The organism is Gilliamella sp. BG7, assembly GCF_046635565.1.
Classification (GTDB): Bacteria; Pseudomonadota; Gammaproteobacteria; order Enterobacterales; family Orbaceae; genus Gilliamella; species Gilliamella apicola_P.
In genome coordinates this window covers 1-25807 of the sequence record NZ_JBIDFB010000006.1, presented here as the reverse complement: position 1 = coordinate 25807, position 25807 = coordinate 1, and the positions used below count along the sequence as shown (strand labels likewise).

General features: G+C 35.5%; 26 protein-coding genes and 4 pseudogenes. 23 read left to right on the top strand and 7 right to left on the bottom strand.

The genetic code is table 11. The annotated features are described in order from the left end of the window. Positions 1–9: 9 nt before the first annotated feature. Both ulaG and ulaR read right to left on the bottom strand, forming a co-directional pair. Entirely contained in the window at positions 10–1077 is a 1068-nt protein-coding gene (gene ulaG, locus ACGH49_RS05485) for an L-ascorbate 6-phosphate lactonase (RefSeq protein WP_065606857.1), read from the bottom strand. A gap of 26 nt (positions 1078–1103) precedes the next feature. After that, complete coding sequence (gene ulaR, locus ACGH49_RS05480; RefSeq protein ID WP_411588530.1) at positions 1104–1865, bottom strand: HTH-type transcriptional regulator UlaR; 762 nt, start codon at positions 1863–1865, stop codon at positions 1104–1106. Between the two features lie 443 nt (positions 1866–2308). Here ulaR and ACGH49_RS05475 point away from each other — a divergent pair, with 443 nt between their 5' ends. The 5 genes from ACGH49_RS05475 (at position 2309) to ACGH49_RS05455 (ending at position 6916) form a co-directional block, all read left to right on the top strand. Then, positions 2309–4075, top strand: coding sequence for a PTS ascorbate-specific subunit IIBC (locus ACGH49_RS05475; protein ID WP_411588529.1), 1767 nt, complete (start codon positions 2309–2311; stop codon positions 4073–4075). Between the two features lie 24 nt (positions 4076–4099). Further along, the gene (locus ACGH49_RS05470) at positions 4100–4573 is read left to right on the top strand and encodes a PTS sugar transporter subunit IIA (RefSeq protein WP_065606863.1); all 474 of its coding nucleotides are present in this window, start codon (positions 4100–4102) and stop codon (positions 4571–4573) included. Positions 4574–4576: 3 nt separating this feature from the next. Next, positions 4577–5269 carry an L-ribulose-5-phosphate 4-epimerase gene (locus ACGH49_RS05465; RefSeq protein WP_065606865.1) on the top strand — a complete coding sequence of 231 codons (693 nt, stop codon included), beginning with the start codon at positions 4577–4579 and terminating at the stop codon, positions 5267–5269. Between the two features lie 19 nt (positions 5270–5288). Continuing rightward, positions 5289–5933: a 3-keto-L-gulonate-6-phosphate decarboxylase UlaD gene (locus tag ACGH49_RS05460; RefSeq protein ID WP_065606867.1), complete on the top strand. Its 645-nt coding sequence runs from the start codon at positions 5289–5291 to the stop codon at positions 5931–5933. A gap of 95 nt (positions 5934–6028) precedes the next feature. Beyond that, on the top strand, positions 6029–6916 hold the full coding sequence (locus ACGH49_RS05455; protein WP_411588594.1) for an L-ribulose-5-phosphate 3-epimerase: 888 nt from the start codon (positions 6029–6031) through the stop codon (positions 6914–6916). Between the two features lie 542 nt (positions 6917–7458). Here the strand turns inward: ACGH49_RS05455 and ACGH49_RS05450 are convergent. Further along, a complete protein-coding gene (locus tag ACGH49_RS05450) occupies positions 7459–8289 on the bottom strand; it encodes a shikimate 5-dehydrogenase (protein WP_411588528.1) in 831 nt (276 codons plus the stop codon). Positions 8290–8359: 70 nt separating this feature from the next. On the opposite strand from ACGH49_RS05450, the gene ACGH49_RS05445 reads away from it, so the two are divergent. The 3 genes from ACGH49_RS05445 to mltG all read left to right on the top strand — a co-directional run bounded on the left by ACGH49_RS05445 (position 8360) and on the right by mltG (position 11016). Beyond that, on the top strand, positions 8360–8689 hold the full coding sequence (locus ACGH49_RS05445; RefSeq protein ID WP_065606873.1) for a nitrous oxide-stimulated promoter family protein: 330 nt from the start codon (positions 8360–8362) through the stop codon (positions 8687–8689). A 206-nt stretch (positions 8690–8895) separates the two neighbouring features. After that, positions 8896–9981 carry an alanine racemase gene (gene alr / locus ACGH49_RS05440; RefSeq protein WP_065606875.1) on the top strand — a complete coding sequence of 362 codons (1086 nt, stop codon included), beginning with the start codon at positions 8896–8898 and terminating at the stop codon, positions 9979–9981. Between the two features lie 12 nt (positions 9982–9993). Next, on the top strand, positions 9994–11016 hold the full coding sequence (gene mltG / locus ACGH49_RS05435; RefSeq protein WP_411588527.1) for an endolytic transglycosylase MltG: 1023 nt from the start codon (positions 9994–9996) through the stop codon (positions 11014–11016). Between the two features lie 75 nt (positions 11017–11091). Here mltG and ACGH49_RS05430 read toward each other — a convergent pair. Both ACGH49_RS05430 and ampD read right to left on the bottom strand, forming a co-directional pair. Then, positions 11092–11400, bottom strand: a pseudogene (locus ACGH49_RS05430) (YqcC family protein); the annotation flags it as partial. Between the two features lie 21 nt (positions 11401–11421). Continuing rightward, positions 11422–11970 (bottom strand): annotated as a pseudogene (gene ampD / locus ACGH49_RS05425) (1,6-anhydro-N-acetylmuramyl-L-alanine amidase AmpD); the annotation flags it as partial. Between the two features lie 200 nt (positions 11971–12170). Here ampD and ppdD point away from each other — a divergent pair. The 5 genes from ppdD (at position 12171) to ACGH49_RS05400 (ending at position 17041) form a co-directional block, all read left to right on the top strand. Further along, positions 12171–12602 carry a prepilin peptidase-dependent pilin gene (gene ppdD / locus ACGH49_RS05420; protein WP_065606881.1) on the top strand — a complete coding sequence of 144 codons (432 nt, stop codon included), beginning with the start codon at positions 12171–12173 and terminating at the stop codon, positions 12600–12602. A gap of 39 nt (positions 12603–12641) precedes the next feature. Further along, positions 12642–13751, top strand: coding sequence for an ATPase, T2SS/T4P/T4SS family (locus ACGH49_RS05415; RefSeq protein ID WP_411588526.1), 1110 nt, complete (start codon positions 12642–12644; stop codon positions 13749–13751). After that, complete coding sequence (gene hofC / locus ACGH49_RS05410; protein ID WP_411588525.1) at positions 13748–14923, top strand: protein transport protein HofC; 1176 nt, start codon at positions 13748–13750, stop codon at positions 14921–14923. Before ACGH49_RS05415 ends, hofC begins: the two co-directional genes overlap by 4 nt. Further along, a complete protein-coding gene (locus ACGH49_RS05405) occupies positions 14923–15672 on the top strand; it encodes a prepilin peptidase (RefSeq protein ID WP_411588524.1) in 750 nt (249 codons plus the stop codon). The genes hofC and ACGH49_RS05405 overlap by 1 nt, the downstream gene beginning before the upstream one ends. Before the next feature lie 211 nt (positions 15673–15883). Continuing rightward, on the top strand, positions 15884–17041 hold the full coding sequence (locus ACGH49_RS05400; protein WP_411588523.1) for a M20 aminoacylase family protein: 1158 nt from the start codon (positions 15884–15886) through the stop codon (positions 17039–17041). A 68-nt stretch (positions 17042–17109) separates the two neighbouring features. Here the strand turns inward: ACGH49_RS05400 and ygfZ are convergent, their stop codons facing one another. Beyond that, positions 17110–17985: a tRNA-modifying protein YgfZ gene (gene ygfZ, locus ACGH49_RS05395; protein ID WP_296209077.1), complete on the bottom strand. Its 876-nt coding sequence runs from the start codon at positions 17983–17985 to the stop codon at positions 17110–17112. A 283-nt stretch (positions 17986–18268) separates the two neighbouring features. Between ygfZ and ilvI the strand changes: the two genes are divergently transcribed. From ilvI to ACGH49_RS05345, 10 genes and pseudogenes are all read left to right on the top strand, one after another. After that, entirely contained in the window at positions 18269–19987 is a 1719-nt protein-coding gene (ilvI, locus tag ACGH49_RS05390; RefSeq protein ID WP_411588522.1) for an acetolactate synthase 3 large subunit, read from the top strand. Continuing rightward, positions 19987–20481, top strand: coding sequence for an acetolactate synthase small subunit (gene ilvN / locus ACGH49_RS05385; RefSeq protein ID WP_065606896.1), 495 nt, complete (start codon positions 19987–19989; stop codon positions 20479–20481). The genes ilvI and ilvN overlap by 1 nt, the downstream gene beginning before the upstream one ends. A 449-nt stretch (positions 20482–20930) precedes the next feature. Beyond that, positions 20931–21104: a hypothetical protein gene (locus tag ACGH49_RS05380; protein ID WP_411588521.1), complete on the top strand. Its 174-nt coding sequence runs from the start codon at positions 20931–20933 to the stop codon at positions 21102–21104. 301 nt (positions 21105–21405) lie between these two features. Beyond that, a complete protein-coding gene (locus ACGH49_RS05375) occupies positions 21406–21903 on the top strand; it encodes a contractile injection system protein, VgrG/Pvc8 family (RefSeq protein WP_411588520.1) in 498 nt (165 codons plus the stop codon). Positions 21904–22055: 152 nt separating this feature from the next. After that, positions 22056–22208 (top strand): hypothetical protein, encoded by a 153-nt coding sequence (locus tag ACGH49_RS05370; protein ID WP_411588519.1) that lies wholly within the window; start codon positions 22056–22058, stop codon positions 22206–22208. Positions 22209–22365: 157 nt separating this feature from the next. Further along, positions 22366–22569, top strand: a complete 204-nt coding sequence (locus ACGH49_RS05365) for a hypothetical protein (protein ID WP_065606902.1) — start codon at positions 22366–22368, stop codon at positions 22567–22569. Positions 22570–22599: 30 nt separating this feature from the next. Beyond that, positions 22600–22956: a hypothetical protein gene (locus ACGH49_RS05360; RefSeq protein ID WP_065606904.1), complete on the top strand. Its 357-nt coding sequence runs from the start codon at positions 22600–22602 to the stop codon at positions 22954–22956. 147 nt (positions 22957–23103) lie between these two features. Then, a complete protein-coding gene (locus ACGH49_RS05355) occupies positions 23104–23787 on the top strand; it encodes a hypothetical protein (protein ID WP_411588518.1) in 684 nt (227 codons plus the stop codon). 257 nt (positions 23788–24044) lie between these two features. Next, positions 24045–24716, top strand: coding sequence for a hypothetical protein (locus tag ACGH49_RS05350; RefSeq protein WP_411588517.1), 672 nt, complete (start codon positions 24045–24047; stop codon positions 24714–24716). Positions 24717–24906: 190 nt separating this feature from the next. Beyond that, positions 24907–25134 (top strand): annotated as a pseudogene (locus ACGH49_RS05345) (transposase); the annotation flags it as partial. Between the two features lie 17 nt (positions 25135–25151). Here the strand turns inward: ACGH49_RS05345 and ACGH49_RS05340 are convergent. Then, positions 25152–25807 (bottom strand): annotated as a pseudogene (locus ACGH49_RS05340) (IS3 family transposase); the annotation flags it as partial.

Here is a 25807-nt window from a genome sequence, read left to right as displayed (position 1 = left end):
GTTGACCGATTATAAGAATGAGCGATACGGCAATTCTGGCTCGTCGGTAAAGATATCTCTAAAGCCACGATAATGTTGATAATGCATTTTATGTTTATCTGTTGGATAAGTGTATCTACCTCCAACTTGCCAGAAAAAAGGTGTAAATTGATAGTTAAGACGATCTTTCTTCATTTGCCATAAAACTTCGATTTCACGAGGATCGCTTTGGAAGTTTGCCCAAATATCATGGTGGAAAGGGATCACTACATTAGTATTAAGAGATTCAGCTGCGCGCAAAATATCGGCTGATGTCATTTTGTCGGTCACGCCTCGAGGATTTTCACCATAAGAAAGCAGCGCTACATTAATTTCGTAGTTATTACCATGTTTTGCATAATAGTTAGAATAGTGGGAATCACCAGAATGGTATAGGGAACCGCCTGATGTTTCAAATAGGTAGTTGACCGCTCTATCATTCATACCATCTAAAATAGATTTATCGGTTGATGATACGCCTTGTGGCAGAGTTACCAACGATGTTCTATCAAAGGAGTCTAACACGCGAATTGTGATATCACCCACCTGAATAGTTTCGCCTACCTTGGCTACAATACAACGATCTTCTGGTACGCCCCAGCTTTTCCATAATTCTACACAAGCTTTCGGACCGATAAATTTTACTTTTGGTGAACAGTTTTGAATAACTGCAGCAGCAACATTCACATCAATATGATCAGCGTGATCGTGCGTTGCCATCACTGCATCAATTTCTTTTATTGCAAAAGGATCAAGAACAAATGGGCTAGTTCTTAAGTTAGGCTGTAATTCACGAACTCCTCCCATTCGCATCATCTGATGTTGTTTATTCATTAATGGGTTTGTATGGGTTTTTTTACCAGTGCCACACCAAAAATCAACGGAAATATTGGTATTACCAGCTGATTTTAACCAAATACCTGTACAAGCAAGCCACCACATAGTAAATGTATTGGGTTTAACCTCTGTAGTTTCGATCTCCTCATTAAGCCAAGTTCCCCACTCAGGAAATGTATTTAATATCCACGATTCACGGGTAATTTCATTTACTTTACTCATACTCTGTTCCTTTTACAATTTAATAGTTAAACTAAGATAACTTCAACGCCTTGATCCTTAATGCATCCAATTACTTCTTTATTGGCTTGTTTTCCAGTAATCAAAATATCAATTTTATTTACCGGGCAAAAAAGCATTCCTGAGTTGGCCTTGGTATCAATTTTTGAACTGTCTACTACCACAACTAATTTTTCGACTTGTTCAAGTATTTGCTGTTCTGCAACAGCGCCTAAAATTTCGTTTTTATATAAGCCTGTTGGTGTTAAAGTTTTGCCACTGGTAAACATCCATTTACCTGCATAAGAATTGGTAATATTTGCAACGGGGTTAAGAATAATATTTTGTGTTTTGTTGTATAATCCTCCCATAATGATGACATTTTCATGATCATGTTCAATTAAGTAACAAGCGAGGGGAAAATAGTTAGTAATAATTGAAACATTTTTACCACACAATTCGCGTCCAAGTAAAAATGCCGTTGAACCACAGTTGATTACAATATTTTCGTCACTCCTACACAGTTTTGCTGAACGAATCGCAATACGTGCTTTTTCATGGTAATGATCGGTATTATTACTGTCGATTGGAACCCAAATCGGTTTGATTCCCTCTAATCGTACAATACCATTGCGGACCTTTATAACGCGTCCTTCCTGATTTAGTTTAGTAATATCACGCCTTGCTGTTGCTGGTGATATAGAAAAGTTTGCGATTAACTCGGTCACTTTAACCATACCTTTTTCATTTACTAATGCCACAATTTCGTTATGTCGTGTGATTTCGTTCATTACCACCTCTTATTATGATTATTTTTTATTAAATATGATTATTTGTGATGATAATTTTCATTTGTACTATTGTCAATTGTTATAAGTTAATTACTATTAGTAATAAATTATTTAATATATTGATAATAATAATTTTAATTTTGTTTTTTGCTTGCGTTTTTTTATTAAATTGTGATGTTGGTCACATATGTCATGATGATTAAATAAGAAAAGTGATCTTGATCAAAATAATCATAAATAATCATTGAGTGATTTGTTTTGATTGTGGAATATAGCAAGTGTTATTAATAAGCGATGATGACTAACGCAAATTAAATGGAGTTTCCATTCATTCGCTTTACAGACTTTGAAAAACTTGATGAAAGACATTTAAATGAAACTTGTTTATTAGGGATATGTGTTGTTAGATCAAGGTAAATATTAATAACTGATGAGAGGAACATATGGAAGTAATCTACAACGTATTTTATATTTTTTATAGTCAAGTAATGACAAAAGCTCCTTTGTTACTTGGTCTAGTGACAATGCTTGGGTATTGTCTGTTACATAAAGATCTAACTACCGTGTTAAAAGGTACAATTAAGACTATTGTTGGTTTTATGCTATTGCAAGTTGGATCTGGTGTTTTGGTTTCAACGTTCAAACCTGTTATAGCCAAACTGGCAGAATACCATGGTATTAAAGGCTCAATTATTGATACTTATGCCTCTATGGTTGCTGTTGAAAATGGTATGGGTGAGCAATACTCATGGGTAGGTTATGCGGTTTTGCTCGCTTTAGCTATCAATATTGTATTAGTTATTTTTCGACGCCTAACAGGTATTCGAACTATTATGTTAACTGGCCATATTATGTTTCAACAGGTTGGTTTAATAGCACTATTTTACTTCCTTTTTGGCTACAGTATGTGGGAAACCATTATCTATTCGGCTATTATCACTGCTCTTTATTGGGGTATATTTTCTAATATGATGTACAAGCCAACAGAAGCGGTAACCGGTGGTGCAGGATTTTCAATTGGCCATCAACAACAACTCGGTTCATGGATTGCGGTGAAATTGGCGCCAAAATTGGGTGATAAAAACGATACAGTTGATAATCTAAAATTACCAAAATGGCTACATATTTTTCACGATAGTATTGCAGCAACCACGATTGTGATGACAATTTTCTTCGGTATTATTTTGCTTTCATTTGGGTTAGATAATTTACAAACAATGGCAGGAACCACTCATTGGACCATCTACATATTTGAAACAGGATTAAAATTTGCAGTTGCAATTCAGGTTATTGTTGGTGGTGTACGTATGTTTGTTGCCGAATTGTCTGAAGCTTTCAAAGGTATTTCAGAAAAACTGATTCCTAACGCAGTATTAGCCATTGACTGTGCGGCAATTTACGCTTTTTCTCCAAATGCAATGGTATTTGGTTTTATCTGGGGAGCATTAGGGCAATTCTTAGCGATTGGCTTGCTCCTTATCTTTAAATCGCCAATTATGATTATTCCGGGATTTATACCGATGTTCTTCTCGAATGCAACTATCGGGGTATTTGCTAACCATTTCGGTGGTTGGAAAGCGGTAATGAAAATATGCTTTGTCATGGGAATGATAGAGGTATTGGGTTCAGCATGGGTGATTAATATTTTTGCGCAAAACGGTACACCGATTGATTCATGGATGGGTATGGCAGATTGGGCGATTTTATTCCCACCTATTTTGCAAGGTCTGTCTTATTCTCTTTTATTTATTTATGTACTGATAGCACTTGCGTTAATTTACATGCTCTTTGCTGCTAAACAGCTGCGCCAAGAAGAAAACCTGCAACAAGTTCAACTAGAAATTAACGATAAACATCAAGATATTAACGAAGCTGTACTTGAAAAAATGGATGTGGTGGCAATTAGTGAAGGTCGCCCAATTCGAATTTTAGCAGTATGTGGTAGTGGGCAAGGTTCTTCTATGATGATGAAAATGAAGATTGCCAATTATCTAAATAAAAAAGGCATTCCAAATGAAATGGATTCCTGTGCTGTAACAGATTACAAATCACGTTTGCCAAATGTCGATATCATCGTCGCATCTAAACATCTTATTCATGAAATTGAGGTTAATGAAGGTCAACACGCATTAGGTGTACAAAATATGCTAAATCCACAAACATTTGGCAATGAACTTATAAAACTGATTGAGCAAGTGTTTTCTAAATAAATTTTAAATACTAAGGAGTGCCCCATGGTTTTAAAAGAATCATTAATTGAAAATAACTCTATTTTACTCAAAGCGAATGCTACAACTTGGCAGGAAGCTGTCAAGTTAGGTACAGATATGTTAGTTGCTTCTAAAGCGATAAAACCTTCTTATTACGATGCTATTATTCGTTGTGTCAAAAAAATGGGACCTTACATTATTATTGCACCAAATTTTGCCATGCCACATGCAAGGCCCGAAGATGGTGTAAATCGCACAGCTTTTGCTTTGGTTACTTTAAAAGATCCTGTTTATTTTGACGGCGAAGAAGATCCAGTCGATGTTTTAGTGACATTAGCGGGTAGTACGTCTGATCAGCATATGGAAGGGTTGATCGAAGTGACCCAAATCTTAGATGATGAAAATAGTGAAACTGGGATTGATCTAGATAAATTAAGACGTTGCAACACTAAAGAAGAAGTTTATTTAGTTATAGATCAAGCCTTAAATGGAGGTTGAATCATGTATCAAGTATTAAAAGAACGTGTATTGAAAGCCAATTTATTGCTACCCAAACATCATTTGGTGACTTTTACTTGGGGTAATGTATCTGAAATCGATCGTGATAAAAGCATTATTGCCATCAAACCTTCTGGTGTTGAATATAGTGATATGACGGTTGATGATATTGTGGTTGTTTCGCTAACTGGTGACATAGTTGAAGGTAAGTTAAACCCTTCAAGCGATACCGCAACGCATATTGAATTGTATAAAGCATTTCCACAAATTAGTGGTATTGTGCACACACATTCTCGTTATGCCACTATTTGGGCACAAGCGGAATTAGATATTCCTGCTCTAGGTACAACTCACGCTGATTATTTTTATGGCGATGTGCCTTGTACGCGAAAATTAACAGATAATGAAATTGCGTTCGATTATGAAAAAAATACTGGATTAGTAATAATAGAAGAATTTAAACGTCGAGGTTTAGATCCAGTTGCAATGCCGGGGATCGTTATATCTGGTCATGCACCATTTTGCTGGGGAAAAAATGCCCTAGAGGCTGTACATAATGCTGTTGTATTGGAAGAAGTAGCAATGATGGCAATTTCGACTCGACAACTTAATCAAACAATAAAAATCCAACAAACACTATCTGATAAACACTATTTTCGTAAACATGGAGCAAATGCTTACTATGGTCAGAAATAACAAATACGAGGACAACAATATGACAGCACCTAAATTACAAATAGCTTTAGATCAAGCCAAATTAGTGCCAGCCTTAGACGTTGCGAAAAATGTAGCTGATTTTGTTGATATCATTGAAATTGGCACTATTTTGGCCTTTGGCGCAGGAATGGAGAGCGTCAAAACCTTAAGAACGTTGTATCCAAGCCATATTTTGGTTTGCGATTTGAAAACTACTGACGGTGGTGCTATTTTGGCTAAAATGGCCTTTTCAGCTGGAGCAAATTGGTTAACCGTATCGGCTGCAGCACATATCGCAACTGTAGAAGCATGTAAAAAAGTAGCTGATGAATTTAATGGCGAAATTCAAATCGAATTATATGGCCATTGGACATTAGACGACGCTAAAGCATGGCGGAAATTAGGTATTAAACAGGCAATCTATCATCGTTCTCGTGATGCTGAGCTTTCCGGTATTGGTTGGAGCGAAGATGATATAACTAAAATGCGTCAGTTATCTGATTTAGGGCTTGAATTATCAATTACCGGTGGAATTGTGCCAGGAGATATTCATCTATTTGCGGGTATAAAAACCAAAGCCTTTATTGCTGGTCGTGCGCTGGCTAACGAAAACGGTCAAAAAACTGCGAAGGCATTAAGAGATCAGATCGCAAAATATTGGTAATGACAATATGTAGTCGAAAAAATCGGCTGCATGGTATCTTTTTATATAAAAAATGGATTATCACTATGTCGCAAAGTAAAGATATATCAAAAAAACTGTATCAACCCCAAAATACTCCTCGTATTGGTATTTATGAAAAAGCCCTACCTAACCAGCTATTATGGCAAGATAAATTAAAAGTAACTAAAGAGTTAGGATTTGATTTCATTGAAATTTCTATCGATGAATCGGATGAACGTCGCGCCAGGTTAGATTGGTCTGACGATGAGATTTATTCACTCAGACATCAATGTGAAAAAATCGGAATTCCTCTACATTCCATGTGTTTAAGTGCGCATCGTAAATATCCATTCGGTTCAGCCAATAATGACATACGCAATGAAGCTAAAATCATTATGGATAAAGCTATTACGTTAGCTTATAAGTTGGGGGTGAGAGTAATCCAGTTGGCTGGATATGATGTTTATTATGAAACTGCTGACTTACAAACGCATCAGCGTTTTATTCAAGGTATGCAGTGGGCAGTTAAGCAAGCTGAGCGAGCAGGGGTGATGTTAGCCGTTGAAATTATGGATACGCCGTATCTTAACAGTTTAAGCAAATTCGAAATCCTCAAAAAAAATATCGATTCGCCTTACTTTATGGCTTATCCTGATGTCGGTAATATTACCGGCTGGAATTATGATACTTGCACTGAGCTCATGTTAAGCTGTGATCATATCGTTCAAATTCATCTAAAAGATACCTTCAAAGTTAAAGCTGATTATTCGGGACAATTTAGGAATCTGGTTATTGGCGAAGGCGAGGTTGATTTTGATGCTATTTTCAATACACTTCGTGCTATGAATTATGTTGCACCATTGGTGATTGAAATGTGGGCAAAAGATGAAAAATGGCAAGACAACATAATTATTGCCCAAAACCGCTTAAAAAAGATAGGTGAAAATGCTAATTATCCTTTATTTTCAGCACTCAATAATTAATAAAAAATTTAATGATAATTCACCATCTGCAAATAAAAAACTTCAAGCTCCACCAAAATAATTTTGTAGTGGAGTATAACGTTAATTTTGATTGATACGATGGTTATCATTCTTTTTAATAAATAGATTTCGCTAATTCTCAATTAATTACCAAACGGTGTAGACTCCTGAATATTTTTAATAAAAGTTAATTTATTTTTGAACCAATAAAATAGATAGTAACCCTCATATAAATGAAAAATTCACTCAACTTGACTGCACTTAAACGAATGAGAAGGTTGATAGAATGTTTAAATTGGGGTGTGGCAGAATTAGCAAATATTTAGCGATTCAAAAGCGATAAAACAAAAGCTTAAACGCTTTATTAATTTTTATAATACCGTTAAACCGCATAAAGAGATTTTTGGAAAAACGCCTTATGAGTTTTTAGATGATTATTTTAACCATGAAGTGTAAACAACTCAGCGTTTTTTTACAAACAATGTTATAAATTATTAACTTAAATTTTATTTAAATTCCACCGGTGGAATGAATAACATTATTTAACCTTGCCTTGCAAATTCTCCTGCTTGCCTTACTAACTCATCGCTCGGGGTTACACCGGTATATAACACAAACTGTTCAAGCGCTTGTAAAACAGCAACATCAGAACCTAAAATAATGATTTTATTTAGCTTTTTTGCATATTTTATCATGGGAGTATCAACGGGAAGGGCAACTACATCAAACACAATATCGGCATTTTTTATCATAGTTGTGGGAAATGCAAGCGCCTCAGACTCAATACCACCAAGCATACCAATTGGGGTAACATTGATAATCAATTTGGCTTGATGTGGCAATATTTCTTGCTCATCTTTTACCCATTTATAGCCATATCGTTTGGATAATGTTTCGCCTTTTTGTTGGTTGCGTGCAGCAATAATACCATTTTTAAATCCCGCATCATAAAAAGCTCCGATCACCGCATTAGCCATGCCTCCGCTGCCTTTTAATACAAATGGTGTTGTGTTATCAATCTTATTTTCTACAATGAGTTTAGCAACAGCAATATAATCAGTGTTATAGGCTTTTAAATGATGGTTGGTATTAACAATGGTATTTACCGACTGAATAGATTTTACCGAGCCATCTAATTCATCAATAAACTCAATGCAAGCTTCTTTATAAGGCATTGAAATTGCGCAACCTCTAATAGCTAAAGCTTTAATGCCATATATTGCATCTTTCAAATTATTGGTAGTAAAGGCTTTATATAAGTAATTAAGATCGAGTTTTTCATACAAATAGTTATGAAAGCGGGTACCAAAATTGCTTGGTCTTGCCGAAAGGGACATGCAAACAGTTGTATCTTTATTGATAATTCTTGCCATTACAACAAATCCTTGTAATCATATTCGGTATTTTTATTTTATCACATTCTTAATTAACGTGTATGTAATTATGGTTGCAAACAATAACGGTCCTAAAATACAAAAAGAAAAAGCAACAGTTAGTGCGATGATCTATTTATATTGCCGTAAACAACATCATAGCCAACATCATCAGTTATGTGAGGAATGCAACGATTTATTGCAATATGCTATGCAACGCTTAACAATGTGTCGTTTTGGTGAAGAAAAAACGACGTGTGAACGTTGCCCTAAACATTGTTATCGTAAAGATTATAAACTAAAAATTAAACAGGTAATGCAATTTTCAGGCCCTAGAATGTTAGTTTATCATCCTACAATGGCATTAAGGCACCTTTATAAAAACTTGGTGAGTAGGTAAGTTATTACGATTATTAACGTCTACCATGACAAAACAAATGTTAACTCGTCATAAAGTTAACATTACGGTTTAGCATATTCTCTTGATTAAAAATACTAATTCTCAAAAATACCTAAAATTTATACCGATTTGTATGCTGTGAAAAATTTGTTATTATTAGAAACAGAATTTAAAATAATGGCTTGATAAGAGTCTGGAACAAAGAAATGTCTATTGTAGTTGTTGAAGTTAATCGTCAAGCAGTTATTCATAATGTTGAGTATCTCAAAAAAATGGCTCCAAATAGTCAACTAGTTGCAATTATAAAAGCCAATGCTTATTCACACGGTATTGAGGAGATTGCTCAATTACTACATGATAAAGTGAATTATTTTGGTGTATCGCGCTTTACCGAAGCCATGCAATTGCGAAACAATTGTATTAACACGCCGATTCTGGCTTTGGAAGGTTTTTTCCCGCATGATGATTTGGATTATTTTATTGATTTTAATGTTCAACCAGCTATTCATAGCAAATGGCAAATTGATATATTGCAAACATCCCTCCGTAAAGATCAAATTACCACATGGTTTAAGCTTGATACAGGGATGCATCGGTTAGGTTTTTGTCCTGATGAAGCAAAGGACGAATTTTATCGTTTGGCTAGTTGTTCAGTAGTTCGTAAACCAATTAACATTATGAGCCATTTCAGTTCGGCTGATGATCTCACTTCAAAACAAACGTTAAAGCAAATAGAACTATTTGATCGGTTTATTGATTCCATTGATGATAAATCACTTATTGGCAAGTGCTCAATTGCCGCATCGGGCGGTATATTAGCCTGGCCAGAAGCTCAGCGCGATGTTGTGCGTCAGGGTATTGCTTTATATGGTGTTTCACCTTTTGATGAACCGATTGCCGAGCTACAACCCGCGATGACGTTTAAATCTGAATTAATTGCTGTACGGAAACACAAAAAAGGTGAATCAGTTGGCTATGGTCAAATATGGTGTAGCCAGCAAGATACTGAATTGGGTGTGGTTGCAATGGGTTATGGTGATGGTTACCCACGAAATATTCCAGAAAATACCCCAGTATTGATTAATGGGCGAAAAGTACCAATTGTAGGTCGCGTCTCAATGGATATGATTGTGGTTGATTTAGGTATAAATTGCCTTGAAAAACCCGGTGACGAAGTCATATTTTGGGGACCTGGACTTCCCGTTGAAGAAATTGCAAAGCACACAGGAATTAGTGCTTACGAATTAATAACGCGCTTAACTTCACGCGCAAAAATTCATTATAGTAGATAGATAAATTAGGTTATGATTAAAAAAATATTTTTATACACTTTACTCACCCTTATATTAATTGTTGGTGGCTCGATCAGTATTGGTTATTACTTTTTACAACAGTTTTCTAAACAACAGATGCAAGTTACTGCCGAAAATCAAATGTTTGTTTTGAAAAAAGGCACATCCATGCATCAGTTAGTTGAGCAAGTTAAAGAAAGCCAATTACTCGAAAGGGCATATTTGCTCCCTTATTTGTGTAAATTAGAACCCTCATTAAGATCCATTAAAGCAGGAACTTATCAATTACACCCGCATATGACTGTTGAAGGGTTTTTGCAATTATTAGTGTCGGGCAAAGAAAGCAATTTTTCAATTCAGTTTGTGGAAGGTAAACGAGCTAAAGATTGGTTAAATGTTATTCAAAATACCCCTTACATTGGGCAAACTTTAGTTGGAAAAACAGATAAAGAAATTGCTAAGTTATTAGGCATTGAAGGATCGATTGAAGGCTGGTTATCGCCTGATACTTATCTTTATACCGCAGATACTTTAGATATTAATATCCTAAAACGTGCGTATATGACGATGAAAAGTAATCTGCAAAAAATTTGGGACAATCGCGATGAGGATCTTCCATATCAATCGCCTTATGAGCTCCTTATTATTGCATCAATTATTGAAAAAGAAACCGGCATTAGTTCTGAACGGGCAAATGTGGCTTCGGTATTTGTTAATCGTCTAAAAAGAAAAATGAAGTTACAAACTGATCCCACCATTATTTATGGTTTAGGTGATGACTATAAAGGTACTATTAGACGCGTTGATTTAACCGATACTGGAAATCCTTATAATACTTATGTTATTGAAGGATTACCGCCAACTCCAATTGCAATGCCAAGCCTTGCCTCGCTTGAAGCAGCTGCACATCCAGCTAAAACTAATTATCTGTTTTTTGTGGCGAATGGAACAGGGGGACACACATTCTCACATACTTACAGTAATCATCAGCAAGCGGTTAATCAGTATCGCCGAATGAATAATAGTGGAAATTAATCTAAAAAATTTCAATAAAATTAATATTCCGACGGAAGGCTTTTGGGCTGTGATTATCATAATTATTACCGCATATTAATGTGGTAATTTATCATGATTAAATTTCGCTAAATCATCAAGTTGCTTAATTAGATAAAGTAGATAATTAACATCTTGTTCTTGCTCTTTTAGCGCTTCTTCAAAATAAGGGTGTAGAGCAAATTTGGGTAAATTTGTTTTGGCGTCAATCATTGCTTGTATACGTGGAATAAAAATCCATTGTAACCACTCGTGTGCTTGCATGGTGTCAATAGCAAAAGGTTCTTGGCTTAAAAATGCATCGGGATTTGGCGGTATAGTTTGCCATAACTTGATTTTTTGTAATTCTTCAATAATTTGTTTAAGCTGATTTAGTAGCTTTTGTCCTTGCGATTTTTGTGTTAGTAAATTCTGATAATGTTGCCAATCAAAACAGGGGCCGGGATCTGTTTTTCGATCTGGGGCAATATCGCTATGGCCAGTAATACCTTTGATGGCATAAGTTTGTTGTAATAATAACGTCACATTTACTAATTGCTGATATTGTTGTTCGGTAAAGTTATCGTTATCGCATCCTTCCATTTCAATACCGATCGAAAAATCGTTACAATTTTCTTGCCCTTCAAATATTGATTTTCCTGCATGCCAGGCACGTTTATCAAATGGAACAAATTGAATAATTTCGCCATCACGTCGAATAAATAGATGGCTTGATACTTCAAGTTGATGAATCGAAGCAAAGTACGGGTGCTGGTTGGAATCGAGCCGACCAGTAAATAATTGCTCAACATAAGGACCACCATATTGGTTGGGCGGTAAGCTTATATTATGGATAACAAGTAGTGATATCGGTTTATTAACAGGCCGTTCATTATAAAAAGGCGAAACAACCTGCTTTATACCTTGTAACCAGCCATTAACAATTTTTAGGGACATATTGACTCCAAACTTATCTGATAAACCGATGTATGGATTGTTTGTTTTGCGATTTGTTTCGCAAAAATTGAACATACAACGTAATAATTAACAGCATTAAGGATTTTACTTTCCAATTTTGCTGTTTTGTTATTATTCCATTCTTTTGTTTTGTTATAAAGGTTCTTCCATTAAATCATTAAATAAAAAACGAGGTATTTATGTCTAATCAATCAGGCTTTACATTATTTGAACTTATGATTGCAATTATTGTTGTCGCTATCTTAGCCGCTATCGGCGTACCTACTTATCAAGGATATGTAAAAAAAGCTGCCTTAACCGATATGTTGCAAACAATGACATCGTATAAAACAGCTGTCGAAATTTGTGCAGTCGAGCAAGGCGGTTTAACCAATTGTAGTAATGGTATTAACGGTATTCCTGCGAGTCGAACCACAAATTATATTACTTCTATTACAGTCGATAATGGGGTCATTACATTAGTAGGGACCAGTGCCTTAACAGGGTTAACTACCACACTGACACCAACAATCAATGCTACTCATGGAAATTTAGATTGGAGTCGAGTTTGTACCACATCTCCAACAGATACTAATTTAACCAGTGCTTGTGAAGATATTTTTAAATTCTAATGTTCGTATTTTAAAATTGACGGATAAGGAAATGCCTTTATGCAAGAAGAACAGTTGATCGAAAGTATCGATAAATTGCTGCTTGGAGCATTAGATAAGCGCGCTTCGGATATTCATTTTGAACCTTATCAACATAGTTATCGTATACGCATGCGTATTGATGGTGTTTTACATGATATGTTGTCACCGTCCCTTGCATTAGCTAAGCAGATAACAGCAAGACTAAAAATCATGTCTCAATTAAATATAGCTGAACATCGATTGCCACAAGATGGCCAGCTCGTTATTGACAGTTATACCATGCGTATTGCTACTTTACCTGTAATGAATGGGGAAAAAATTGTTTTAAGAGTAATGGATAACCATGAATCTGAATTAACAATTAATGATTTGGGGTTAACCGACACTGATTTGTTAACATTTAAACAAATTTTAAACTATCCACAAGGATTGATTTTAGTTACAGGTCCAACAGGAAGCGGTAAGACGGTAACGTTATATAGTGGATTAAAGTGGCTAAATAAGATCGAACGCAACATCTGTAGCGTTGAGGATCCCATTGAAATTCCTTTAGAAGGCATTAATCAAACCGCTATTAATCTTAAGGCTGGGCTGACTTTTGCTATCGTATTACGTGCCTTATTGCGGCAAGATCCTGATGTGATGATGATAGGTGAAATTCGCGATCGTGAAACTGCTGAAATTGCTATACAAGCAGCTCAGACTGGACATCTAGTTCTATCTACTTTGCATACTAATTCAAGTGTAGAGGCAATAACACGTTTAAAGCAAATGGGCATTGAAAATTATCTGCTTGCATCAAGTCTAAAATTAATCATCGCTCAGCGGTTAGTTAGAAAATTGTGCCCACATTGCAAGATAATAGCGAATGAGCTGGTTATGTTTGGCAATGAATATGTACCACATAATTTGGCTTTAGGATGCTCTAATTGTATTGGAGGTTATAAAGGAAGAATTGGATTATACGAGCTGTTAGTCATCACCCCCGATATTCAACGACAAATGTTAGCTAATCAAACTATTTTATCCTCCAACATGATTTCGTTAAAAAAAGCAGGACAAAAATTAGTGATACAGGGTATGACAACGTTAGCTGAATTAAATCGGGTACTGGGAGATTTGGCATGAAAAGGCTTTATTATTGGTATGATTTAGATTTTAATCAAAACAAAATCATTGCTGAGTCATCAAAAGCGGTTAAACGGCAGTTATTGTTGCAAGGTAAAATAGCCATTAAGATTAAAGCTGGTAAAATTATTACCGCACGTAGTTTTAATCGTACAGATCTATTGTTGATTACCAAGCAATTAGCTACCATGTTAAAGGCGGGATTATCTATTATTGATACATTACAATTGCTTGCTCAAGAGCAAACCAAACCGCATTGGCAATATTTGTTGCTTGATATCAAACAACAAGTTACTAAAGGCGAATTTTTATCTCAAGTATTGCAGCAACATCACTTGGTGTTTTCCCCCTTGTATTGTGAAATTATTGCAACAGGCGAACTGACAGGACAGCTTGATGAAAGCTTTGAGCAGTTAGCATTATTGCTTGAAAAATCAATCAAACTACAAAAAAGTATAAAAAAAGCAATGCGTTATCCGTTGTTTTTATTATTGATTGCAATGATGGCAAGTTTGGTGATGTTATTATTTGTTTTACCAAAATTTTCAGATATTTATCAAAATTTCGATGCTGAACTACCAGCCTTTACACAAGGTGTTATTGATTTTTCGAGTTATTTGCAACAAAGCTGGTTAATTTGGTGTATCGTATTTTTTATTAGTTATTTTTGTTATCAGCGCTATTTAAAAGTGCGTTATCGACGTAAAATCGAAATGATAGTAATAAAATTTCCCTTTATTGGAAAAATTATTCAAACCACTTGCTTAACTCAGATTTTCCAAACAATTGGAATCACTCAAAAAGCAGGTATACCATTATTGACTGGTTTAACTGCGGCGGCTAATACTACTAATTATTTTCTTTATCGTGATAGTATTTCGCAAATTATTGTAGGTATTGAGCAAGGGCTTTCATTTAGCCATGTATTGCATGGGCAACGATATTTTCCTAATTTATGTTCACAGTTAATTCATGTGGGAGAGGAGTCAGGCACACTAGATTTAATGCTCGATAAATTAGCAACTTATTATCAAGAACAAAATCAAACCTTAACCGATAATTTATCGCAAGCATTTGAGCCATTATTAATGCTTGTTTTGTCTTTAATTATTGGCAGTTTAATTGTGGCTATGTATTTACCGATATTCCAAATGGGCGATGTAATTCACTAATGTTAGTATTTATTATTAACTATTTAGGTCTTTGTATCGGTAGCTTTGTTTATGTTGCTTATTATCGTTATTTGCCAACACTGACATCATACCAATATTTATGTCGAATTAGTTTTCATCGATCTGCTTGCCCACATTGTCATAGTAAGCTGAAAGCTTGGCAATTGATACCGATTATTTCTTGGTTAATATTAAAACGACGTTGTTATTACTGCGATACCAATATTTCATGCCAATATCTTATTGTTGAATTATTTGTCGCTGTTTTATTTACTTTTATCTATATTGATAAAAGCATCAATTATCAAAGCGGTATTTTAATGATTCTTGGTTGTTATTTTTTACTTTTAGCTTTAATCGATTTTAAATACTATTTATTGCCAGATTTGTTTATCCAACCATTAATGTGGACAGGTGTAATGCTTGCCTATTTTGATTTGGCAAACATCGTTTTAACCGATGCTTTGCTAGGTATCTTTTGGGGATATCTATTATTAAAAATACCTGCTACTTTATTTTATTTGGTATCTAAAAAACAGGGATTAGGGGGAGGCGATATTAAATTGCTTGCCGCTCTTGGCGCTTGGTTGCCTTATACATTATTACCAATGTTATTATTTTTTGCTTCCTTATTAGGGATTATATATTTTCTTTTTTTGCGATATGTGATCAATAAACCAAAATCAAAAGTTATTCCATTTGGTCCTTTCTTATTAATTTCTGGTTATGTGATTTATTATTTTTGTTAAAAAGTTTCAGGAAAACTTGTGTTTTAATCAATTTATTGTTAATCAAGAAAGTATTAAAATTTTATAAAGCTATTATTTTTTCAATAGATGTAATATATAACTAAAATTGATATCCATAGTAAAATTAGTTATTTTTATAAAAGTAAAAATTGCGTTATATTGTTAGCTAGCTTGTTGAACTGCAAGTTATTCAGTAAATAAGGAATTACTTATGATATCTAATAGCATTAATCAATTGAAAACCGATATGATAGCATGGCGTCATCATATTCACGCCCATCCAGAAACAGCCTTTGAAGAGGTTAAAACCACGCAATTTATTATCGAAAAGTTACAATCCTTTGGTATTACCGAGTTATATACTGATTTTGCTCCAACAGGAGTTGTTGGTATTATTAAAGGTAATCGTGATGGACGATGGATTGCTCTGCGAGCTGATATAGATGCATTAGATATTATTGAAGAAAATAATATTAATTATTGCTCAACCATTTCTGGCAAAATGCATGGGTGTGGTCATGATGGGCATACTGCTATGTTATTAGGAACGGCTAAATATCTTAGTGAACACCGTGATTTTGCTGGTACTGTTGTTTTTATTTTTCAACCGGCTGAAGAAAACGAAGGCGGAGCCAGAGTAATGGTTGAAAATGGCTTATTTGAACGATTTCCGATTGAAGCAGTATATGGCATGCATAATCAGCCTAATATGGAGTTAAATCACTTTTATATTAATCATGGTCCAATGATGGCATCATATGATGTGTTTGAGATCAAAATAACAGGTGTTGGTGCTCATGCCGCTGCACCTCATCTAGGCAAAGATACAATTTTGACAGCTACGCAAATCGTAAATGGGTTACAAAGTGTTGTGAGCCGTAATGCTGATCCTTTAAGTTCGTTGGTAGTTAGTGTAACGCAAATTCATAGTGGTGATACCTGGAATGTGTTACCTCAGGAAGCGGTTATTCGTGGTACTGTTAGGACATTTGGTGAACAAGTACAAGATATGGCTGAAAATCGTATTAAACAAATAGCAACGGGTATTGCCACAACATTTGGAGCCGAAGCCGAAGTTGATTATCAACGTCGTTACCCTGCCACAATCAATTATGCTAAACAAGCCGATATTGCTATTGCAGCTGCTAAAAAAGTTGTGGGACAAGATAGCTTAATTATTGATCCTCTTCCTTCAATGGGTTCAGAAGATTTTGCTTTTATGCTACAAAAAATTCCAGGTGTTTATGTATGGTTGGGCGCTGGTAAAGGGGCTAATTTACATAATCCAGCTTTTAACTTTAATGATGAAGTGTTAACAACTGGTGTAAGCTATTTTGTTGAAATTGTTAACCAAGAACTTGCTAACTAAGTTAAAACGAGATACCAACGACAGCTGGAGTAAACATTGTGTTATTCCAGCTTATTAGTTGAAAACAATTAAAATGTCATTCGGCTGTTGTCATTTCCATATACTCTAAATGGCGTATTTAAATCAATTCCATTATTAAGTACCACTTGGACACAAACACCGTCTTTTTCGTCTAGTTTTGCCGCAGCTAACACAAGCCCCCCTTCTCGCCAACCACCGGCAAGTTTATACTCAAGCGTACTACCTATTTTAGGTAGAACATCACTCGTACCCTTTATTACATACATCCCACGAGTATTTGCTCCACGGAATTGTGCTCTAGCTACCATTTCCTGACCACAGTAACAACCTTTTTCAAAGCTGATTGCGTCATAAGATTGCAAATTACAGGCTTGTGGTAATAATATTGCCATATTGTCATTATCAATGATAGGGTAACCAGCTTGCAAATCAAGTTTTAGCCAGTCGCTACATGGATGTAAATCTTCAGAAATAGGCTCCGGTGTTACCATAATAACACGCATTTGCGGTAAAGGTAGTTTGATATAGGTGATATTATTTTCAGTAAAACAGTTTTTATCGCTTAATTTTCCTACTATTTCAGTGGGAATCGCATCCCCAACCAAGCCGACCATATTTAAATCTTCGACTGGTGCAATAGTTACTTTAGAAAAAACAGCGTATTTTGCTAGTTCGGCAACCTGTTTTTTAACAACACTTTTACGCTCAATATAGTAAATATCGTTACCTCGTTGAAATAACAATAAAGTACTCCACATTCGGCCTTTACTGTCACAATGAGCAGCATAAAGCGTAGATTGTTCTGAAATTCGGTTAATATCGTTGGTTATTTGACCTTGCAGAAAAGCACGGTTATCCTCACCAGTAACTTTAACTAATTGCCAGTCAGCAAGAGAGGTTGGTTTAGAAGAAATATTGCTCATATTTGTACCTTTGGGTAATGAAGAATCCTAGTACCGTTATGGCTAGAAATACTTATCTTCTGAGTTTATATAAAAAATAAAAAAATAACAATAAAATCAATTAGCAATATTTAAATAAAATAGATAGATTATGGATAATATTCATAATATTTTAAAAATTAATTTTATTAGTGGACATTTTTTCTTTAAGAAACTTAGGCAATTGACTTTAATTGATTTTGTTTATAAGTTGATGCAAAATAAACCACTAAATGACTAATCAGTTACATTGGAGGCAACAACCATGGCAAAACTGTCAGGCGCGGAGATGGTTATTCAATCTTTGATTGACCAAGGAGTAAAACAGATATTTGGCTATCCCGGTGGTAGTGTTCTTGATATTTATGATGCCATTCACACGTTAGGAGGCATTGAACACATATTAGTTCGTCATGAACAAGCTGCGGTACATATGGCTGATGGTTACGCCAGAGCAACTGGGAATGTTGGTGTTGTTTTAGTGACATCAGGACCTGGGGCAACAAACACTATTACTGGTATTGCAACAGCTTACATGGATTCGGTTCCACTAGTTATATTGTCTGGACAAGTTGCCAGTAACCTAATTGGTAATGATGCATTCCAAGAATGTGATATGATCGGAATTTCGCGTCCGATTGTTAAACACAGCTTTTTAGTCAAAGATAGTAAAGATATTCCAGAAACCATCAAAAAAGCATTTTATATTGCATCGACAGGGAGGTCTGGCCCAGTCGTTATCGATCTACCGAAAGATATTGTTAATCCAGCTAACAAATACAATTATCACTATCCAAAATCAGTTTTAATGCGATCTTACAATCCAACTATTCAAGGCCATAAAAAACAGATCAAAAAAGCATTAACCACGTTATTATCGGCTAAAAAGCCAGTGCTATTTATTGGTGGAGGGGTTATTGCCGCCGATGCTAGTAATGAAATAAAGACACTTGCAGAAAAACTAAACTTACCTGTTGCTTCAACGTTAATGGGTATTAGTGCTTTTCCGGGAACTGATAAACATTACCTTGGTATGATAGGCATGCACGGTGTTTATGAAGCCAATATGGCCATGCATAATGCCGATGTAATTTTTGCAATCGGTGCCCGTTTTGATGATCGAACAACTAATAATGTTGAAAAATATTGTCCAAAAGCCAAAATTATTCATGTTGATATCGATCCGACTTCTATTTCAAAAACTATATCTGCTTCTATTCCTGTAGTTGGAGACGCAAAAGTTGTTCTTGAAACTTTGCTGTCTATGTTAGATGAGTCAAATACAGAACGTGATCTTGACGCATTAATTGATTGGTGGAAACAGATAGAACACTGGCGAACACGTCACTGCTTAGCTTATAACCATGAAGGGCAAAGCATAAAACCACAAGAAGCTATACAAGTGTTATACAAACTAACCAAAGGCGATGCATTTGTGACAACCGATGTTGGCCAACATCAAATGTTTACTGCGCTTTATTATCCATTTGACAAACCGCGTCACTTTATTACCTCGGGTGGCCTTGGCACGATGGGATTTGGTTTGCCAGCGGCGCTGGGAGTCAAATTGGCATATCCTAAAAAAACCGTTGTATGCGTAACAGGCGATGGTAGTATCCAAATGAATATTCAAGAATTATCAACCGCATTGCAATATGGCTTACCAATAGTGGTTTTAAATTTGAACAACCGTTTTTTAGGTATGGTTAAACAGTGGCAAGATATGATTTATGCTGGACGACATTCAAGTTCTTATATGGAATCTTTACCTGATTTTGCCAAAATTGCAGAAGCCTATGGTCATGTTGGGATGGTAATAACGAAACGTGAGGAACTGGAACCTAAACTGAAACAAGCATTGGCAATTAAAAACCGTTTGGTTTTTGTTGATGTAATGACCGATGCAACTGAACATGTATATCCAATGCAAGTTCGAGGTGGTGCAATGAACGAAATGTGGCTTAGTAAAACGGAGAGAACCTAATGCGTTATATATTATCAATCTTAACCGAAAACGAACCCGGCGCATTATCACGAATTATCGGCTTGTTTTCGCAACGTGGTTTTAATATCGAAACTATCACCACTGCGCAAACCGAAGATCCAACCATGCACCGCATGACAATCCAGACCTCGGGCGATGAGCATGTGATTGAACAGATCCAAAAACAATTACATAAGCTCGTCAACGTCTACCGTGTGCATGATTTGACCGAAGGACCACATGTAGAGCGTGAAATAATGCTAGTAAAAGTGGAAGCAAAAGGTTCACAGGCGCGTGATGAGGTTAAACGTTGTGCTGATATTTTTAGAGGATCGATCGTAGATGTCACTGCGACACATTATATCATACAATTATCGGGTACTAGCGAAAAACTAGACTCATTTTTAGCCTCAATCCGTGAAACATGCAATATTGTTGAAACCGTTCGCTCAGGAATTATAGGCTTATCGCGCAGTGAAAAAACAGTCAAATAGCTATATTTATTGTTAGCATATTTAATTAAGGTGCATAAGCGCCTTAATGGGGCTAAATATTAGCATAAGAAATAATAACTATTTGTTTTATTTATATTTATAAAAAATAGACAAATAAAAATAAAAACAAAGAACTACCTGTGTGTTTTTTATAGGGAAAACACTAATTTTGGGCAGATAAAAGTTAGTGCTTTTTTTATATATATTCATTACAGTAGTTTCTCCAATTACTGTAATCAACGCGAATCATTTCAACAAATTATTGATATTAAACAACGGTATTTATCAAAAAAGTTAAATTTTTTGATAAAATAGTTTATACTCTGTTTGCGTAATCGTTAGTGTTGCCATTATGCTTAAAATAGCAATAATAAACAATGGAATATTGATAAAAGAATCACATAATAAAAAATAAAATAAGTGAATTATAAGGAAATAAGGAGAACAATATGGAAAACAGACTTAATCACATAGTTGGTCAATTAGGTGAGGGACTCGCTGACAAATTACTTGGTGGTTTGAGTGATGTTAGCCATAATCGTTCTACCTTAACCGTAGATAAATTCGGCTTGCCGATGTCGGTTTTGCATGTTGAAAGAAAGGCATTGTTAAACCAGCCTTGATATTATACGATTTGTTTTACCAGTCCCGACAAAAGCTTATCGTCGTATGCTTTCCTTAACCAAAAAGCGCACTTTACCTTTAATCCTGTTATCAACAAACCATTAACTTTCGCTATTCAATCATTAAGTGACTTGCCCACGTTGAGTAATAAACGCACCTTGCATGGGGTGATTACCGAATTTAGTCAGTTTATCGGTCAATAAAGATGAAGCGCATTATCAGGTGGTATTATCTTTGTGCTTAGCGAGATTGGCAATGGAGCAAAATAGTGCAATATTTCAACATTAAAGTGTGGTCAGTGTGGTTGAAGAAGTACTACGCAGTCATAGTTTGACGGGGATTGATTATCGTTTAGCGCTAAAAGACCGCTATCCTGAGCGGGAGTTTATCACTCAGTGGCAAGAAAGTGACCTGGCCTTTATTCAACGCTTATTGGCCGATGTGGGGATTTGGTTTCGCTTTGAAACGCACGTTGAGCACCACTGTGATGTGATGGTGTTAAGTGATTATGAGCAATGTTATGCGCAGGTGGTTGATATCGACTATAAACAACCCAGTGGCATGGCAGATACTGGCGTTGAAAGTGCGTGGGATATCACCTTGCATAGCGAAGTGGTAGTCTCCTCAGTCAAGGTACAAGACTATAACTACCGTGATGCACAGGTGCTTATCCAGAACAAGATGAACACCCAACCCAAAGACCGCACCACCTATGGTACCGACTATCGTTATGCTGAGCACTACAAAGGCTTAAATAGCAACGGACAGCAAACCACAGCAACATTCAAAGCATATTAGATTTTGACCCTAACATAAACCGTGACCAGCTACCTTATGATGAAAATCGATACCTTAGTTTCAATAAAGACAACGAAAACGCCTAAGCATGGGTAAAATTTAATGAACAATTTAGTAAAGGTCGTGAACAACAATACCAATTTGACGCAAAAATGTTAGACAAAAACAGCACCTGTGAACCTTGGACTGATTTTACATCAAACTCAAGCAAACACTTAGCGCTCACCATGGAGCGTTACAGTCCAAGAAAAAAAACGATGATTATTGCGATTGGGTATTGCAACCGAATTAAATGGTTATTATAACGAATCCTATGTCCCTGTTTTACATTATCAGAAAGAACGAAAATTAGAATACGATGCCTTAGGCTACATTGAGCAAGCAAAATCTTTGGCAGTAATGAAAAAATATTACAAAGACTATTCCTTTCCGAACCATAATAACCAGTATGTTAAATAGGTAATGAAAAACGGCAAAATAGAACATCACCCCGACAAACTTATGTATTGCACTAGTCGCGGGCTGGAAACACTAATCCGTGAACAACTTTACAGTAAGCCTGATGGGTATGGCTACTATAACGATTTTTATAAGTTTAGTTTATATCAAAAAGCCGGTGGTGAAGTATTTAATATATCAATTTATGAAAATTTAGTTCAAAAATAGAAACTTAATTGCATAAGCCCGAGTGAAGCAATGTTAATTAAACCGCTTCAAAACGAGTTAGTACAACAGTATAACAAATCGGTTAAAGATTTTTTCAGCCAAGAATCGGTATTAAAAACGAAGTGTGAACAAGATATCAAAAAATATCTGCGAAAATATGAAGAGTTAGTTAATATTAAACCATTTGAAGACAAACACAACGAATTGATAAAGTTGGTTGAAGAAAAATATCAAAGCCGTGTTAAACAACTTATCACGTGGATACGTGACAGTAATTTTTACACAACTGTTTACAAAGACATTGACGGTAATGCGTTATATGATTTTGATAATGACAATTCCCCTGAACTTCAAAAATTGGAAGAAAAGTTCGAAAAAAAACTATAAGAATCCCTTAAATTGGGCTAAATCAATGAAGCAGATCTCGATGATTTACGGAAAATTAATATTGAAGGCATTTTATTTGCGTTTATTATCAACAAAGTAACCCAAGGGGTTGAACAGTGTGAAGAAGGCAACACCTTTTTACAACCCATGACCAGTTTAGACTACGCCAAACCCAAAATCGATAGTGTTAATGGCATGTTATGGCGTATGTTTGCTTACCATAATGATGAGTTACTTAGCATGATTGACCAAGTGGTAACTACAGTCAAGTCGAATCAAAATAAAACGCTTATCGAAAAATCGGTTGAGAAACTGATAACCAATTTAGATTCACTGTCTTACGCTAAAATATCGTTATCGTTTAAAAAAGTACAAGATGTCATTATGACCCTTGACGATTTAGAGCGTAACGATCCCAATAGGAATATAAAAGAAATTTTATTCAAGTCAAAAAAGTTTTACAATCCCTTTCAAATTAAAATTAAAGGATTCACATCTGGTGAAGAAACGATCGCTAAAATAACCAACGTATTACAACCGGTATTTAACCAACTTGCTAACGTGCTTTATTCTGTCAGTACTGCAATGTATAAAATGCTATCGTTAACCTCGGCAGGGGTATTAAAAGGAACGGCGATCTCCTATTTACATTTAGAATACCAAATGATCGCAGCCATAATTAACTTAGATCAAGGTCCTAACTTTGGCACCGCTAATGCGCCACGGTATCATCCTCGCTGGGAATTGCGCAAAAGGGCCCCAATCAGCAAAGCGAGCTCATTGCTAAACGATGCTATAGTTAAAACCTTGATCGGCGGCTTAACATTGTAGTTAACCGCACCTTATCACAAAATAAAGCTAATAAATTTTTACACTTTATTTTTAAAGCGAGCGATGCCGAACTCGGCATTTCCAAAAACTTTTCTACCACACTGAAATCCAAGTGTATGGCAGCGGTGGTTGCCATGCTTGAGCTGTATAATTTCAATAGTCTAAGCAAAACCCACCCTAATTTAAAATAAAATGAATATTTTTTAACCTTAAAAGCCTCTGTTGGTTTTGCTTTAGTCGCGGCTAGCGTCGAATTAATGGCAATGGTAACGGCGGCATTTAAAGGGATGAGGAATGTTGTATTTAGTATTGGTAAGGCATTATCGGGGGGGATTGCATCTTTTCTATTGATTTTAAATGAGATAAATCAACTTGGTGAAAGTGATAAAAAGCGTCATAGTACAACTTTAAAGGTGTTGCTGAGGGCTAAAATTGTTACATTATTTGTAATAGTAAGTGCTAATACCCTTATAGGATTTTCCTATCACTTTATCTGGTTTCGGCGGTTTTTAACTACTAGATTCACATTCTGGATGATTAAAATGTTAGGTAAAGGTGTAGGTGTGCAGAAAATTGCTTCTATTTCTGGACTACTGTTGGTCTTATGGATGTTTGGTGGCTTGGTAGGTTTAATCGCAATGGTATTAGATTTTGCGATTACTATGCTATCTGATGATAATCTTGAAACTTGGCTTAAACGTTGCGCGTTGCGTACCGATAAATATTTAATGCCTCATAATAAAAGTCATATTTATCAAACTCCACAACAGCAAACCACCGCGTTTGAAACTGAAGTATTAAAGGATATGTTTGATATTAACAAAAATGATTCACAAGCTAATAACAATACCAACTATATTATTGATATTGATGAAGCATTAGCATTAATTGAACAAGATGTGGATGAAAGAGGATTTTTAAATGGCTAGGCAGTAAAAAGGTACAAGGAAAATTAGAGTATATAAGTTTTAAAGACGGCGATTATGTAGAAATGGTGGTAGAGCAAATTGACCTAACCTATGAATCAATTTGTGTATTTGCTCATATTTAAAGTACTCTATTGAGTAAGAAAACTGAGAAGACCGAGCATCTTGAACGTGAAAAAATCAGAAGAAGCATGATAGAGAAAGCGATTTTGAGCTACAGTTCGTCAAAAAACATCGAACGCAAATCGATAAAATCAATCATCAAATCTTACTTTTGTATGCTAAAGGCATGGCCATAAGGGAAATTACGAACACTTTCAAAGCAATGTACTCTCTAACTCTCATTTCGAAAGTGACCGATTCAGTGAAAGAACAAGTGATTGAGTGGCAAAATCGTCCACTTGATAATCTGTATCCAATGTGATCCTCGCTAGAATATTAGACAGTGCCCGCCTCTATCATTTTTTCGTTTTGGTAATATTGTTGTTCATATTGTTCAGGTAATACCCAGCCATTGGCTGAATGACGGCGTATCCGATTATAATAGATTTCAATATATTCAAATAGTGCTTTATTAGCCAGTTTCCTCGTTTTGTAGTAACATTCATGAATAATATGTGTTTTGAGTGTATGGAAAAAACTTTCAACAATCGCATTATCAAAGCAGTTTCCTCTTCGACTCATGCTTTGTCTTAGCCCATATTGTAATAATAATTGTTTGAAATCAGCACTGCAATATTGGCTTCCTTGGTCACTATGAATGAGTACATTTTTAGGAAGGTGACGCCGAAATAAGGCTTGTTTTAATGTATTACACACTAAATGGCGGTCTATGTAGCGACTGGTTTGCCTTGCAATCACTTTTCGTCCATATAAATCAATAATCACCGACAAATATAACCAACCTTCCCCCGTTTTAATATAAGTAATATCGGTTACCCATGTTTTATTAGGCTTATCAGGGTTAAATTGCCTATCTAACGTGTTGGGCGCAATATTGCGATGAGCCATATCTGTTTTTATACTTGAATTTACGTGCGGCTTTACTATGCAATCTTAAACTAAGTAATCCCCATTGTTGCAAAACACGGCAA

Coding starts and splice junctions, on each gene's coding strand:
- ulaG (WP_065606857.1), bottom strand. CDS start 1,077: ATGAGTAAAGTAAATGAAATTACCCGTGAATCGTGGATATTAAATACA.
- ulaR (WP_411588530.1), bottom strand. CDS start 1,865: ATGAACGAAATCACACGACATAACGAAATTGTGGCATTAGTAAATGAA.
- ACGH49_RS05475 (WP_411588529.1), top strand. CDS start 2,309: ATGGAAGTAATCTACAACGTATTTTATATTTTTTATAGTCAAGTAATG.
- ACGH49_RS05470 (WP_065606863.1), top strand. CDS start 4,100: ATGGTTTTAAAAGAATCATTAATTGAAAATAACTCTATTTTACTCAAA.
- ACGH49_RS05465 (WP_065606865.1), top strand. CDS start 4,577: ATGTATCAAGTATTAAAAGAACGTGTATTGAAAGCCAATTTATTGCTA.
- ACGH49_RS05460 (WP_065606867.1), top strand. CDS start 5,289: ATGACAGCACCTAAATTACAAATAGCTTTAGATCAAGCCAAATTAGTG.
- ACGH49_RS05450 (WP_411588528.1), bottom strand. CDS start 8,289: ATGGCAAGAATTATCAATAAAGATACAACTGTTTGCATGTCCCTTTCG.
- ACGH49_RS05445 (WP_065606873.1), top strand. CDS start 8,360: ATGGTTGCAAACAATAACGGTCCTAAAATACAAAAAGAAAAAGCAACA.
- alr (WP_065606875.1), top strand. CDS start 8,896: ATGTCTATTGTAGTTGTTGAAGTTAATCGTCAAGCAGTTATTCATAAT.
- mltG (WP_411588527.1), top strand. CDS start 9,994: ATGATTAAAAAAATATTTTTATACACTTTACTCACCCTTATATTAATT.
- ppdD (WP_065606881.1), top strand. CDS start 12,171: ATGTCTAATCAATCAGGCTTTACATTATTTGAACTTATGATTGCAATT.
- ACGH49_RS05415 (WP_411588526.1), top strand. CDS start 12,642: ATGCAAGAAGAACAGTTGATCGAAAGTATCGATAAATTGCTGCTTGGA.
- hofC (WP_411588525.1), top strand. CDS start 13,748: ATGAAAAGGCTTTATTATTGGTATGATTTAGATTTTAATCAAAACAAA.
- ACGH49_RS05405 (WP_411588524.1), top strand. CDS start 14,923: ATGTTAGTATTTATTATTAACTATTTAGGTCTTTGTATCGGTAGCTTT.
- ACGH49_RS05400 (WP_411588523.1), top strand. CDS start 15,884: ATGATATCTAATAGCATTAATCAATTGAAAACCGATATGATAGCATGG.
- ygfZ (WP_296209077.1), bottom strand. CDS start 17,985: ATGAGCAATATTTCTTCTAAACCAACCTCTCTTGCTGACTGGCAATTA.
- ilvI (WP_411588522.1), top strand. CDS start 18,269: ATGGCAAAACTGTCAGGCGCGGAGATGGTTATTCAATCTTTGATTGAC.
- ilvN (WP_065606896.1), top strand. CDS start 19,987: ATGCGTTATATATTATCAATCTTAACCGAAAACGAACCCGGCGCATTA.
- ACGH49_RS05380 (WP_411588521.1), top strand. CDS start 20,931: ATGGAAAACAGACTTAATCACATAGTTGGTCAATTAGGTGAGGGACTC.
- ACGH49_RS05370 (WP_411588519.1), top strand. CDS start 22,056: ATGTTAGACAAAAACAGCACCTGTGAACCTTGGACTGATTTTACATCA.
- ACGH49_RS05365 (WP_065606902.1), top strand. CDS start 22,366: ATGAAAAACGGCAAAATAGAACATCACCCCGACAAACTTATGTATTGC.
- ACGH49_RS05360 (WP_065606904.1), top strand. CDS start 22,600: ATGTTAATTAAACCGCTTCAAAACGAGTTAGTACAACAGTATAACAAA.
- ACGH49_RS05355 (WP_411588518.1), top strand. CDS start 23,104: ATGACCAGTTTAGACTACGCCAAACCCAAAATCGATAGTGTTAATGGC.
- ACGH49_RS05350 (WP_411588517.1), top strand. CDS start 24,045: ATGGCAATGGTAACGGCGGCATTTAAAGGGATGAGGAATGTTGTATTT.